Source organism: Paenibacillus sp. FSL R7-0128 (genome assembly GCF_038002245.1).
Lineage (GTDB): Bacteria > Bacillota > Bacilli > Paenibacillales > Paenibacillaceae > Paenibacillus_AQ > Paenibacillus_AQ silagei.
Map to the genome: position 1 here is coordinate 6,955,620 of NZ_JBBOCD010000001.1, position 13,924 is coordinate 6,969,543.

The following is a 13,924-nucleotide window of genomic DNA, read 5'->3' on the forward strand; positions in this document are numbered from 1 at the left end:
TTTTTACAAGGCTATCAGTCATTCCCCGGCAGGCTTGACTCTCTCCTGAATATACCGGCGCTTGCGCTTCAGGGCTGCTCTCTGTGCAAAAAAGGATTTCCAAGCTCCCAGCAGCTTAGGCTCTTTCAATAGCGAGTAGCCATGTGCGGCGATCTCGTAAGGAAGAGAATTTAGCAGAGTGAGCAGCAGTGTGCGGGAGGGCTCGTTCTTGTATATCATTTTATACCGATTAATATAAGAGATCCGCTTGATGAACATCGCTTTACCACTCCGGCCGGACGTCTTCCACCCCCGCTCATGGTAGCCTAGCGCTTCCGCATCATAGTAGGCCTTCCAGCCGAACAATTCCGCACGCCAAGCCACATCTACATCTTCCTTATACGCAAAAAAATCCGCGTCGAAAAACTCCCCCTCCACGCTGATATCCTCAATCATCCGCCGCGAGTACATCGCCGCTGCACCGGAGACACCCAATACTTCGCCAGACTCATTCCACTGGTCAGCAGGCTCTCCCGCTCCACGGTCAAACGCCCTCCGCGCCTTATTCATCCGCAGTCCGGTACTGTCCACCAGCGAATGATCCGCCTTCAGCAGCAGCTTGCCTGTGGCACTCCCGATCCGGCAGTCCGCTTCCATCCGGGCGACCAGCCTGGATATATAGTCCGGGGCCAGCGTAAGATCCGGGTTCAACACCAGCACATAATCGGTCGTAGTGCCGGCAATCGCCTGGTTGTGCGCAGGGGCGAAGCCGGTGTTATGTTCATTTTCCAGGAGGACTAGGGTTGGGGGAGGGGGGCTGTCTTTAGAATCTCCATAGTTGGTTGCTGCTTCGGTTGTAGATAAGGTTGCTGTTATGTCAACGGAGTATAAAGGATCTAAGCGCGTATGCGCTGAACTCTGACTACGCTTATGGTGGAACGCTCTGACCTTCTCAGCTGAACCATCCGTGGACGCATTATCCACCACCACAATCTTTTTGACCGGATAATCCTGCCCGAGCACAGCCGACAAGCATTCCGCTATATCATCTGCGCTGTTATAAGTAACAATATGCACACTGACCGTTTTAAGTTTCATGGGGTACCTCGAGTTCCATATATTCATTGTTCGAACCTGTTACTCCCCATTATAACGAAAAGAGAGGTGCCGGGCCATGGAAGGTTGTTCAATTGCCCCCACCAATACTATCAAAACACAGCAAAACCCCTAACCATTAAGATAGATTAGGGGTTCTTCAACATAACCTGAGCTACTTCAGCTCCAGCAAAAATTCTCTCAGCCCTTCACGCCATGGACGGATATCCTGGAATCCGTTGGTACGGATCGCCAGATGCTCCATCACAGAGTTGCGCGGGCGCGGCGCTGGACGGGGAAATTGCTCCGTAGCACAAGGCTCAAGTTTCGCCGTGAACTTAAGACCCAGTAATTCTTCAGCTTCAACGAAGATCGCCTGAGTGAATTCATACCATGTGCAGGAATCACTATTGGAGGCATGGTAGACTCCATACTTTTCCGTCTGGATCAGCTCCAGCAAGAATCTGGCCAAGTCCACAGTGTAGGTAGGCGAGCCTTTTTGGTCATCAACAACTTGCAGCAGCGGCTTTTCCTGCCCCAGCTTCAGCATGGTTTTAACAAAATTATTGCCGTATTTGCCGTAAACCCATGAGGTGCGTACGATGAAATACCTGGAAGATAACGACTGAACCAATACCTCTCCAGCACGCTTGGACTTCCCGTAGATACTCTTAGGATCGGTATTATCATATTCATGGTAAGGCTGCTCCCCCATGCCGTCGAACACATAATCCGTGCTGATATAGACCAGCTTAGCCCCTGCCTTCTCAGCAGCGAGCGCCACATTGCGGCTTCCAGTAGCATTAATCAGGTACGCTGCATCCACATCAGTCTCAGCTGCATCCACCGCCGTATGAGCCGCACAATGAATGACCGCATCGGGAGCGAACGCACCAATAGTCTGCTCACACTGGTCCAGATCGGTAATATCCATCTCCTGACGGTCACAGCCCAGCACCTCATACCCCTGCTCTTGAAGCAAAAGCATAAGATCTTGCCCCAGTTGCCCGCCAGAGCCTGTGACAAACACCTTCATCTTCGCCATTACAGAGAATCCCCCAGACGGGTACCGTACTGGAGTGCGGCATATTTCTGGTATTCGCCAGACTGAATGCGGGTCCACCATTCTTTGTTGTCCAGATACCATTGAATCGTTTCCTTAATGCCGGTTTCGAACGTGTGCTTAGGCTTCCAGCCCAGCTCATTCGTAATCTTCGTTGGATCAATGCCATAACGGCGGTCATGTCCGGGACGGTCCTGAACATACGAAATCAGCGAATCCGGCTTACCTAGCTCTTGAAGCACTGTATTCACGATATGCACATTCGTCCGCTCATTGTTGCCGCCGATGTTGTACACTTCACCATTCACGCCTTCATGAATAACCAGATCAATTGCGCTGCAGTGATCCTCAACATACAACCAGTCACGGATATTCATGCCGTCTCCATACACAGGCAAAGCCTGATCTGCCAGCGCACGCGAGATCATCAGCGGAATCAGCTTCTCCGGGAACTGATAAGGACCATAGTTATTTGAGCAGCGCGTAATATTAACCGGCAACCCAAAGGTTTCATGATAAGCACGCACCAGCAAGTCTCCGCCTGCTTTACTTGCAGAATACGGGCTATTAGGCGTAAGTGGTGTTTCTTCTGTGAAGAGACCTGTAGCACCAAGCGATCCATAGACTTCATCCGTGGACACTTGAACAAATTTAGTAACACTGTATTTCTTAGCTGCATCCAGCAGCACTTGAGTGCCCAGCACATTCGTCTTCACGAACACTTCCGGCTCCAGAATACTCCGGTCTACGTGAGACTCCGCAGCAAAGTTAACCACTACATCTACACCGTCACCGATCAGCTTATCCATCGCCGCGACATCGGTAATGTCTGCTTTGACGAACGTATAGTTCGGATGATTCTCAATGGATTTCAGGTTCTCCAGATTCCCTGCGTAAGTCAACGCATCGACATTGACGATCTGGTAATCAGGATGTTGCTGCAGCATGTAGATTACGAAGTTGCTGCCGATGAAGCCGGCCCCGCCGGTGATTAGGAGTTTCATTTGTTGACCACCTTTTGTTCTAATGTTATTAATTAAAGCTAAGCCCCTGATCATACATGATATGCTGAAGAATGTCTCCTGGGACTAGAGGAAGCCTACTTGTATAGCGTTTAGAGGAAACAACACAACCTATAACCCATCCTCCTGTTTTCGCATAATTCCCACTTGTTAATTGACAGTTGAGTAAAACTATCAATCCAAACTCAACTTACCCTTCTTCTCATGGATTATAGGGTATCCAAGCCTTCATCTTTATAAAACTTACTAATATAATTATGAGAAACCAATAAACCCGTTATTATAACCTCAAATTGAATTGATAAACAAATAAGATCCGTTACTTGAAGTATATCCAAAAATAATAATCCAATCATCTAATCAATGAAGTTTCAACATTGTCTGTCCCATTTTATAACACCGGTACCCTTCGATTTATATATTTTTCATCTTGTAATTCCATTTCCAAATCTTCCACACTTAGAATTTTATAGCGGTTGTGTCTAGCTATTGGAACAAAAACTCTTTCTAATGCGTGTGCTAGAGTTCCATCCTGCAAACCTTTTTCAGAATCAAAATCCTCTGTTGTAATATTTAATTTTTTCAAGGCACTAATAGCTTTTGGATTAAACCAAAACATGGTACCTGCAAAAAATCTCAAAGAAATTTCTTCTGGCGTAAGCCCTACCTTCAAACAAATTTCTTCAACTTTTTCTTTATTAGCACCCCAGAACTCCTCATTAATTAAATAAGATTGTTCTGGTCCGATAATCCCCATACGCGAGTCATTTTTAAATTGATTTATAATAGATAAAACTCCGCTTGTAGAACCTAATAATTCACCATAAATATGCTGTCTCCAATTGGTTCCTTGAGTACTGTATAAACTTTTTTTGGAATGAACCTTACAAATGCTCTTATATCTATCTAAAATTCCAGTATTAAATAGAGAAAGAAAAGGAGCAACATCCCTTCCTTTATTCTCAACACAATAAACATAAACATTAGCATTAGTAAATCGTTTCAACTTCTTTTCAACTTCAAAAGCAGCCCCTAAACTTACTACTGAAATATATAAATCGAAGTTAACCGGTATATTCCTTAAGTAAGAAACAATTTCTTCTAGAAGTTCCATATAAAACAAATGGAGGACGACGGCAGTTTGATTAGAATCATCGATTAACCGGCTGGAGAGATTTTCAACAGAGAAAAAAAGCTGCGTTGATGTTTGGCTAGAATCAATCAATACATCATCAATTTTCTTTTCTTTATAAAAAGATGCTTTGTTCATCATGTAGGCTTCCACCTCAAGTGCATCTTCTCCACCTTTATTCTTAATGTACTCTATTGCTTCTGGATAATCCCGGACAGCCTCCCACTTGCAGATTGCAAACTGGTCATAAATATCTTTCCACAGCAAATGGCAGGCGTTTCCTTCTCTCAAATACTTCAAACTAAAAAAGCTTAGCACTATCAATTTCCAATTTTTATTCTTATAGCTATTAAGCAACGCATGTCTATAACTTTTAGTTGACCATTTAAAACAAGAACCTACAAGCAAAGAATGACTGATCGCACTTTGAGACATACCTATCTCATATTTAAAAATAATATCCATTTTCTTGTCCAGTACCGACACATTATCCCAAAAATTTTTAAACCATACACTAACCAACGCCTCTTTTTTCAGCACAACAAAGAAGCTCTGCACATGATAATTAAATTGATAAGAATCTACTAAGCCACAAATATCATATATACTTTCATCAACAATCCTCAAGACTTTATCAATACTGAAGGAAGAAGAGACAAAGAAACTATCATTTAGAAGTATCAACTCATCATAAATATAAACATTATCAATTCTCTCTATCCCATGTTTATAACTGTAAAAATCATATCCAACGTTTTCTCTAACATAGCATTCAACTTTAGGAGGCAACAGCTTTAACTGATCATTGTTTAAGTTTGTCGAAACCATTATTATCCGGTCACAAACTGTTTCAAGATGCGTTAAAAGCTTTAGTACATTATTAGATAGAATTGCGTCTTTATCATAGTGCGCAAATACAGCGATTCTTCTCAAAGTACTACCTCCTAACCCGCTTATATATCTTTTTGGTCAGATTAAACAATCTCGGATACCTTCTCAACTTGTATTTGATTTTATCTTTTGTAAAATAGGTCCAAGCAGTTTTGTCCTGCAATTTCATATTCAAATTTCTATTTTCGTTTGCATAAAAAATCGACATATTAATAGCCCTATTGTATTCATCAGTAAAGGTTTTCATCTCATTATTAGTAAGTGTTATATGCTCAATAACCTCTTGCAAATCAAAGTCTTGTTTCTGCAACGCCTTTGATGTTGCTTCAAGATAAGCATGACCATATTTTAAATCAGGCTCAAGATGACAACCCTCCCCCCATTCATTCCAAGCATTAATAAAAATAAACTGTTCGTGTTCTGAATTAGTATTTTCGGTGTACTCAACTAGATATCTCAACCAATATCTATATAGAGCTGGAGATGAGTTTATAATAGAATGCGGATTGTTCTGTCTGCGAGCCGTGTTATCCCAAGAAGGAATTATTCCTCTGTACCAAGTATAGTCCTTGGACTTAGCCTGAATTCCTTGAGCTGCCACTTTGGGATAATCAACAATCCCCCCAGCAAAATTCGGATTGGTTATATTAGGCATATTAGAAGGTCTATTTTCTGGTGTTATAAACTTGTGCGGTGGAAATTCAATTGCTGAATCAAACCCCCATTCCGTAGGATCCTCTATCCCATAAAATTGCACTGCACTCAAATGAATATCCTTAAAACCAGCTTTTTTGGCTTCTTCTCTCCATATACGCACAGTGTTTTTCATATCTGGAAATAGATCTACCCTGTAGACTATAAACATTGGTTTTCCGTCAACTTTAATATAACGTTCATCTTTAAAAACAGGTATCAGACTCCTAATTAAGTTACGATCATCCTCTGGAGTATGATTTTGTTCCAATAAAATTTCTTTATCTAAACCATCCCATGTACGCGTCCAATTCTCGTTAGCCCAGCAAAAGCAGAATGGAAAATTTATATCCGAAGCAAAATATTGATCTAGTGGTTTCTCTAATATCCTTCTACCATTGAACCAATAATAATAGAAACAAAAACCATAAACACCATATAACTCAGCCATTTTTGTTTGCTCTCTCATAACTTCCACGTTACTCAAGTCGTAGAATCCTAGATCCTTGGGTACATGCGGCTGATAATGGTCAGGAAAATTAGGTTTTCCCTTTGCAACATTTGTCCATTCAGTAAAACCTTTTCCCCACCATTGTGAATTTTCTTTAACATGATGATATTGTGGTAAATAAAAAGCTATCGGCTTCGCTTTGTTCATTTATATCCTCCATGTGGCTGTTTTAGGTTTCAGACGAGTCAAGAACTTCTTCCGTCTGCATAGATATGCTTTGAGGGCTATCATCTATTTGTCCCACGCCATTATTAATTCCGCCCAAATAACTGTTAATTTCGTTCAAGCATAGATTAAAATCAAATTTATTAATTTTCAGGTCAATATATATTGAAAGTTCTCCTTTATGCTCAATAGGTTGGCTGTCTAATAAAAGTTGAGGATCATCAGACATAGAAATAAAATCAATGAAAGTATCATCAGAATTTAATCGTACAAGTCCTATAGCATCGCTGATATTCATCGGTATCAATGCCACTTCATTTTCAAATTTAAATATTAAATCTTTTTTTATCTGAAAAATTGAAGGCCTATTCCCTATATCCAATCTAATTTTTCCTATCGAGCAATTTGGTATTTTAAAACAATAAGTTTGAAATTCATCACTATATGCAAATTTAGCCTTCCTTGATTTAGACTCATTGAACCCATCATTCTCACTTGCCCAGTAAAGCTGCAAATAATCCTCATTTTGTTCACTTTCAATGTTAACTGCTGGATTCTCATATAACGAACTAATAGAAATGTTCTTTGGAAGCTCTTCATTACTACATACAGCAATTATATATTTCCCTTGTTTTTGAGAATTTGTTGTGTTAATTAACCTGATATTTTCTTTCGAGTCATCATTCCGGTTAGCAATTAAACCGTATACACTATAGTTTTGATTGTAGAAATCAACATATTTAAACTGCTTCTCCAAAAAATCTTTATATTCAGAAAAATAAAACTCTTTTACGTGATAAGGATTTCTATGATTAGGCACATCAGAATATAAATATTTATCAGGCGTTGACATTACTAGAATACCATTATTTTTCAAAACCCTATTTGTTTCCTTTAAAAATTTATCTTGTATTACTTCATCGACATGTTCAATTGTCTCAAATGACACGATCATATCAAAAAAATCATCTTCGAAATCCAAGTTTTCTACAGAGCCTTGCTTATAATTCAAATTATATCTATTATATCGTTCTTTAGCATAATTAATAGCCTCGTCGCTAATGTCCACTCCCCAAACATGTGCTGCCTTTCTCGCTAAAATAGCCGTTCCAAATCCTTCACCACATGCAATATCCAGAATATTCTTCCCACTAGCCATTTCCATGATAGCATTATATCTATGCAAGTGTTCTGTCTCAATTTCTCCTTCAGCTTTCCCTAAAACGAACCGTTCGCCAGTATACTCCATTCAGCACCTCTCCTCAAAAATACTATTCTACAACTACAAATTCCTTCTTATATTTATAAAGCTTTGTATCAGCTTCAATCTCTACCAGAGAAAGGTTATAGCTCGGGTTGTTAACAATGATTTTTTTCACATTAGTTAACCAAGTGAGAGTAATATGATTTTCTTGTGTACCTTGAGCAATTGCAGGGCTTAGAAGATAGTCACCTTTCATTATTCTTGGAAGCCTAAAGCTAAAAATTATCTCAACAACATCGCCTTTCTTTGCATCAAAATTCGCACCACTTTCGATGAAGGTGTTCACGGCAAATAAAGATACTCCTCTATTACTTTCCCAAACAAACCCAGCAATCAAATGATCCATATCTTCTTTAATATTAGCAACAATATGACAGTCATACGTATTATCAACATCAAGTTCCTCTGTTATTTTATCCTTACTGTCTGAGAGAAAAAACGAAACAATTTCAATGCTATCTGAAAAAACGCTATTCTCTCTCGGATCAACCTTTGGAAATTTTGCAAGTTGGACAGCACCGTCATTTAATTTAATGTTGTTATATTCAAAACTTCCTATTAGTTCACTGTTTATTTCATTATTCTCAGCAAAACGCTTATTAAGGTATTGTGCACAAACTATTTCTCTATCATCATATAAAACCTGTGATGATGCATCCAGCCATAAAACCCTGCTACACATTTGTCTTATACTTCCAATATCATGTGATACAAAAATAATAGTTGTATTTTTTTCCTTAAGCTCATCAAATTTTTTAAAACACTTATTCTGAAAGAAAATGTCCCCTACACTCAAAGCTTCATCGACTATTAGAATATCGGGTTCAACATTAATGGCAACAGCAAATGCTAATCGTGCAAACATACCACTAGAATATGTTTTCACCGGTTGGTTAATAAAATCTCCAATGTCAGCAAATTCAAGAATTGCCGGAATCTTTTTTTCCACCTCAGCACTGGAATATCCCATCATAGTTCCGTTCAGATAAATGTTTTGAATACCAGTGAATTCCATGTTAAACCCTGCACCCAGTTCCAATAAGGCAGAAACCCTACCGTTAACCGTCACCTCACCCGAAGAGGGTGAGAGCACACCAGTAATAATCTTCAATAACGTTGACTTTCCTGATCCATTCTTACCAATAATACCTACAGTTTCTCCTCTTTTTACATCAAAGGAAATATCATTCAGTGCATAAAAATCTCTATGAAAGCACTTTTTCGAAATACTTAATGATTCTTTCAATCTGTCAATTGGTTTGTCGTACAATTTATAAATTTTACTCACATTCTTAATATTAATTGAAATATCGCTCATTATTGTAACTCCTCACAATACATCTGAAAAATGCATTTTTAACTTTTTGTAGACAATAGTTCCAATTACGAAATAGATAAGTGTCAAATTCCAGAACCATAATGTCTCATTCATTTTTTCCCAAAACCAGACATGATTAAACATTGCGTCTCTATATCCTTCTACCACATAATACATTGGATTTAATTTAAAAACCCAACGCCAGTTTTCAGGGACCATCTTGTAGTTCCACATAATTGGTGTGACCCAAATTCCAAACTGCATTACAATGGCTACTATTTGTCCAAAATCTTTAAAGAAAACAACTATTGAAGAAGTGATGTAACTCAAAGAAGTTGTAATAAAGATGAGACATAGTACATAATAAATTAGTTGAAGGCTATACATTGTAGGGTATTCACCATACGCTAAAAATATCAATATCATGACCGCGATAAAAAAGAGATGCACAAAAAAGGAAGATAATATCTTTACAATTGGCAAAATACTGATTTTAAATAGTACCTTTTTCACCAAATAACTATATTCAAAGAAACAGTTTGTCGCACTAGTCATCGCTTCATAATGAAAAAACCAGGGGATTAATCCAGACATCAACCACAAGATAAACGGAACCCTTTCCACTTGTCCAGAACGAAATCCAACCTGAAAAACTGCCCAATAAACCAGTATAGTAACAATAGGTTGAATAAACGCCCATGTAATTCCTAAAAATGAACCTGCATATTTCATTTTAAAATCATTAACAGCTAAAGATGTAATCATTTTCCTGCTATTAAAAATCTCCTTTAAAAATCCATTGAAACTAAACATACTTTATTCACCTATACTTTCTTTAGACCAATATAAACCGCCTGCTTTGTCATTTTTTACATAGATTCCAATTTTATATTTTTTATTCTGCGAATTTTCTAATACTATTCTCGATACAAAACCTGTTGAATCTAAGTTCCCCCCCTCTCCAAAATAAGCGGTCACATCTTTACGGATTTGGGAATCAGAGTCAAAAAAGGTTAATTGATTATTTTTCTGATCTTTAAGAACTATATAAATTTCACTTGATTCATGGGAGACCCCTTTCAAGAACGCCCAACCTTTGATCTTTACATAACCTTCTCCATTCCTTACTTCTTCTATATTGGCTTTAACTTCATTAGTAGATTGAACCAATTTTAAATCTGTCCTATTGTTCATAATTTCTAAGATTTCAACTTTTTTATTTTCAACATTTACTGACATACTTGAAAGATTAAGTTTTTTCTCTGATCCATTTTCAATATAAAACCCAATTCTATATGAACCTTTCTCAACCATACTCATATCAATCAGAGTCTCCAAACCTGCGTTTTCTATTTTGTTTTGTTTATCGTTTAATGCATCAGGTAAGTCTGCACGAAGTACTTTTTCAGTGTCAAATATATACTGTGACTCACTGGAAACTAGCGTTATATACACTTTTTGTTGTGTTGCATCAATGTCATTAATGTACGCCCAACCATTTATATTAAGAAGTTCTTTAAACTTTATTTTTCTTACTCCTATATTATCTATTCCTGCATTAATATCCTTATCCCGATCTGGCAGTGATACATTATAGGCTTTCGCACTCCCAAAGACATGAGTAATCTCGAAATATATTAAACTCAACATTCCCAACATAAGTATTATAAGTAGTGTTTTTCCCTTTTTCATGCAAGTTTCCTTCTCTTCTTTTGTATTTATGTTCCTCACATTTAATCAAACAATTCCTACAACCATTTTGTCGCATCAAATTTAGTATAAGGTAAAAATTGCCTTCCGTCATGAAATGACGAATATAGTTCTTTTCTATCATTTATTTTAATAAACCCATTTTCCCTTCCTTGTACTATGACTCTGCATTTTTCAGTAAGCACATCCCCCAACAAAAGTTTGACTTGGTCATGAAATAATAAAAAAACATTTTCATGTTATTACATCCAATTAAAACCTTAACATGGTTTAATCAAACAATAGAAATATGGGTAGACATAGAATATTAAAGATAAAATAATCAACGAGCATACAGAAACGCCCCTATTTCTAGCAACAATTAAAACAAGCCAAAAATCTTCGTCTTAGTCTCAAAAGAAAGTTAAGCTTCAGGCTATACTTATTGTTAAATCTGAAATATAGAGTTGTCCAGTGGTGGAGGAACATTCATTATGCTAAAATATCCTCGTACCTACAGATAAAGGAGATTATAAACGTGTCGAAACCAGTATACGGTAAAAATGCGGTTCAGTCGAGAAATGTTGAAAAGATATCCAGTTACATATGGGCGTTAGCGATAGGGTTCATTGTTTTTTTGGTCTGGGCCCCGTTTCAAGTGGGATTATTTAATGGGCAGCAGATTGACTTTGAGAAGCCGATCTATCTGTCTTCACTCCTAAGCAGCCTCTTGTTGCTGGTGTGGGTAGGCCTATACTTCACCAAGTTCAGACTTGAGGGACAGCGTGATGCGCTGGCTGTGGCCTCGCTGCTGTTGCCTGCTACCTACGCATTGTCGCTTATTGGCGCTGCTTCGCATTATATGGCGATGAACCTGCTGTTTGTGCAAAGCATGTACGCCGCAATATTCATTATAGCGTTATATTTGCTTCAACAAAAGCAACTAAATGTTGTCATTCAAAATGCTATTCTGGCGATTGCGTATTTCATCGTAGGTTTCGGTCTGCTGAACTGGCTTGGGAGCTGGAAATTCGCTGGTGGGCTGGTAGGCTGGTTCTCCAATACGGTGCGTGGTGATAAATATTTGGATGCAGTCATGACGGACTCTAACGGGTTGCGTCTGACCTCTATTTTCCAGTATGCCAATACTTATGCTGCCTTCCTCATGGCCTTCCTGTTCGTGGCGGTATATGCCCTGGTACGCTCCAAAAAGTGGTATGGTACGCTGACGCACAGCTTCATGCTGGTGCCGATTATTGTATCTCTGCTGCTGACCTTGTCCCGTGGGGGACTTGTCATGCTGCCTGTAGTGTTCATCCTGCTTCTGCTGTTCCTGAAGCCTGCGCAGCAGATTCTCTGGATTATTCATCTTGCGTTGTCTGGCCTTGCGGCTCTACTGGTCACTAACCCGCTGACTACTCTTGGAACAGAGCTGAATACTACTTACACCTCATCAGCAGCACTTAAGGCCTGGGCCTATCTGATCGGAGCCTCCGCAGTAGTGGCCGCACTAGGATGGGTGATTCAACGTTATATTGCACCTTGGCTGCATGAGAAGCTGGGAGGCTCAGAAACCCGCAAATTCACAGGACTATGGATTCCACTCGGCTCAGTCGTGGCTGTAGCTGTCGTTGCTTTCCTGCTGATTGGGACCAGTGTCCGCAGTGTATTGCCGGATAACATCGAGACGCGGCTGGAGAACATTAACTTCAAACAGCATAGTGTACTTGAACGGTTCACTTTCTATAAAGATGCCATGAAGGTAGTAAAGGATTATCCGGTTCTCGGGTCGGGCGGGGGCGGCTGGTCCGCATTATATGAAGAGTACCAGAACAACCCTTATATAAGCCGTCAGGTTCATAACTTCTTCCTGCAGTATTTGATCGAAGTTGGGATTGTCGGGTTCATTGTATTTATGGGCTTTATCGGATATATTTTCTACAAATACATCCGTGCCTACCTGAAGCGTGACAAGGATGAGTTCCATAACGGGTTCTTTTTCTATATTATTGCACTGTCAATTCTAATACACAGTCTACTGGACTTTAACATGAGTTATGCGTTCATGGGTATTATGGTGTTCATCGGTTTAGCTGGTATGGGCGCTGTAATGGATAACAAACCGCTCCGCCAGAGCTGGAATAAAGCCGGAATTCGGATGGGATACATGGCTGTACTGACCATCGGGACGATATTCCTGCTGTTCCTGTCGATCAACTACATCGGGTCCAGCGATGCTGCTCTCAAGGGTAAAAATTTAGTTTCGGTTAGTACTTCTTATGAGGAGATCAAAACTCCTTTGGTCAAAGCATTAGATGCCCGTCCATACCATCCGGAAGCAGCATTATACTTGTCCACTCTTGACATGCAGGTATTCAAGCAAATTCAAGATGAGCAGTATCTGTCTGAAGCATCCAATGTGTTGACGCGCGCTCTGAAAGATGAGCCTTACAACAAAAATCTATTGGCTCAATTGGCCAGCTATTACGATCTGAAGGGCCAACCTGACATGGCATTGGCAGTATACAGTGACAATGCCTACAAGTTCAACTGGGATATCACGTGGTATGAATCATTGATTACCCGCGCCCAGACACTTGCTACAGCAGCTAGTGAGCAGAAGGATGAGGCCAAGAAACAGGAATACCTCACCGCTGGACTGGATGCGTATAAGCATGTTGTGGATGGCGTAGAGCATTTAAAAACCTTGCCTCCTGAGCAGCTGCAGGGCCGTCCTTTCTCAGTTACCCCTGCCATTGCACTAAATGTGGGTAAGCTACAGGTCATCTCAGGACAAAATGATGTGGCTGCTGCTACGTTGAAGCTTGGTTTAAGTGACGATTACAGTGATACCGCTAACCGCGAAGTAGCCCGCTGGTATTTGGCGGCACTGAAGAAAGCAGGAGCAGCAGTCGATCAGCCAGTCTATGACAAGCTGGTTGCCGCAGATCCGGCTGAGGCCGCAGCCATTGAGGCTGTTGTGAATACGCAGTACTGATCGGAATAACAAAACGGATATTCAAAAAAGCGGCTTACTGCCTGAGTACAGTGGGCCGCTTTTTTATGATGATTAAAGGGGGGAAAGCAATAAGTATGAACATA

At 39.8% G+C, this 13,924-nt stretch carries 10 protein-coding genes; 1 reads left to right on the forward strand and 9 read right to left on the reverse strand.

All coding sequences use genetic code 11. The features are described from left to right. Window positions 1-18: 18 nt before the first annotated feature. The 9 genes from NST26_RS29690 to NST26_RS29730 all read right to left on the reverse strand — a co-directional run bounded on the left by NST26_RS29690 (window position 19) and on the right by NST26_RS29730 (window position 10,825). Entirely contained in the window at window positions 19-1,077 is a 1,059-nt protein-coding gene (locus NST26_RS29690) for a glycosyltransferase family 2 protein (protein ID WP_340980492.1), read from the reverse strand. Window positions 1,078-1,249: 172 nt separating this feature from the next. Further along, the gene (gene rfbD, locus NST26_RS29695) at window positions 1,250-2,110 is read right to left on the reverse strand and encodes a dTDP-4-dehydrorhamnose reductase (RefSeq protein ID WP_340980883.1); all 861 of its coding nucleotides are present in this window, start codon (window positions 2,108-2,110) and stop codon (window positions 1,250-1,252) included. Window positions 2,111-2,118: 8 nt separating this feature from the next. Further along, window positions 2,119-3,141 (reverse strand): dTDP-glucose 4,6-dehydratase, encoded by a 1,023-nt coding sequence (gene rfbB / locus NST26_RS29700; protein ID WP_340980493.1) that lies wholly within the window; start codon window positions 3,139-3,141, stop codon window positions 2,119-2,121. 409 nt (window positions 3,142-3,550) lie between these two features. Then, window positions 3,551-5,224, reverse strand: coding sequence for a rhamnan synthesis F family protein (locus tag NST26_RS29705; protein WP_340980494.1), 1,674 nt, complete (start codon window positions 5,222-5,224; stop codon window positions 3,551-3,553). Between the two features lie 4 nt (window positions 5,225-5,228). After that, complete coding sequence (locus NST26_RS29710) at window positions 5,229-6,533, reverse strand: glycosyltransferase WbsX family protein (protein WP_340980495.1); 1,305 nt, start codon at window positions 6,531-6,533, stop codon at window positions 5,229-5,231. Window positions 6,534-6,555: 22 nt separating this feature from the next. Beyond that, window positions 6,556-7,800 carry a class I SAM-dependent methyltransferase gene (locus tag NST26_RS29715; RefSeq protein ID WP_340980496.1) on the reverse strand — a complete coding sequence of 415 codons (1,245 nt, stop codon included), beginning with the start codon at window positions 7,798-7,800 and terminating at the stop codon, window positions 6,556-6,558. Between the two features lie 22 nt (window positions 7,801-7,822). Beyond that, the gene (locus tag NST26_RS29720; protein ID WP_340980497.1) at window positions 7,823-9,133 is read right to left on the reverse strand and encodes an ABC transporter ATP-binding protein; all 1,311 of its coding nucleotides are present in this window, start codon (window positions 9,131-9,133) and stop codon (window positions 7,823-7,825) included. Between the two features lie 12 nt (window positions 9,134-9,145). Further along, a complete protein-coding gene (locus NST26_RS29725) occupies window positions 9,146-9,946 on the reverse strand; it encodes an ABC transporter permease (protein WP_340980498.1) in 801 nt (266 codons plus the stop codon). 3 nt (window positions 9,947-9,949) lie between these two features. Further along, complete coding sequence (locus NST26_RS29730; RefSeq protein ID WP_340980499.1) at window positions 9,950-10,825, reverse strand: hypothetical protein; 876 nt, start codon at window positions 10,823-10,825, stop codon at window positions 9,950-9,952. Between the two features lie 535 nt (window positions 10,826-11,360). Here NST26_RS29730 and NST26_RS29735 point away from each other — a divergent pair. After that, on the forward strand, window positions 11,361-13,820 hold the full coding sequence (locus NST26_RS29735; protein WP_340980500.1) for an O-antigen ligase family protein: 2,460 nt from the start codon (window positions 11,361-11,363) through the stop codon (window positions 13,818-13,820). The last annotated feature ends 104 nt before the right edge of the window (window positions 13,821-13,924 follow it).

Bases quoted from the DNA above. Each gene is read 5' to 3' on its own strand.
- NST26_RS29690 (WP_340980492.1), bottom strand. From the start codon at position 1,077: ATGAAACTTAAAACGGTCAGTGTGCATATTGTTACTTATAACAGCGCA.
- rfbD (WP_340980883.1), bottom strand. From the start codon at position 2,110: ATGAAGGTGTTTGTCACAGGCTCTGGCGGGCAACTGGGGCAAGATCTT.
- rfbB (WP_340980493.1), bottom strand. From the start codon at position 3,141: ATGAAACTCCTAATCACCGGCGGGGCCGGCTTCATCGGCAGCAACTTC.
- NST26_RS29710 (WP_340980495.1), bottom strand. From the start codon at position 6,533: ATGAACAAAGCGAAGCCGATAGCTTTTTATTTACCACAATATCATCAT.
- NST26_RS29715 (WP_340980496.1), bottom strand. From the start codon at position 7,800: ATGGAGTATACTGGCGAACGGTTCGTTTTAGGGAAAGCTGAAGGAGAA.
- NST26_RS29720 (WP_340980497.1), bottom strand. From the start codon at position 9,133: ATGAGCGATATTTCAATTAATATTAAGAATGTGAGTAAAATTTATAAA.
- NST26_RS29725 (WP_340980498.1), bottom strand. From the start codon at position 9,946: ATGTTTAGTTTCAATGGATTTTTAAAGGAGATTTTTAATAGCAGGAAA.
- NST26_RS29730 (WP_340980499.1), bottom strand. From the start codon at position 10,825: ATGAAAAAGGGAAAAACACTACTTATAATACTTATGTTGGGAATGTTG.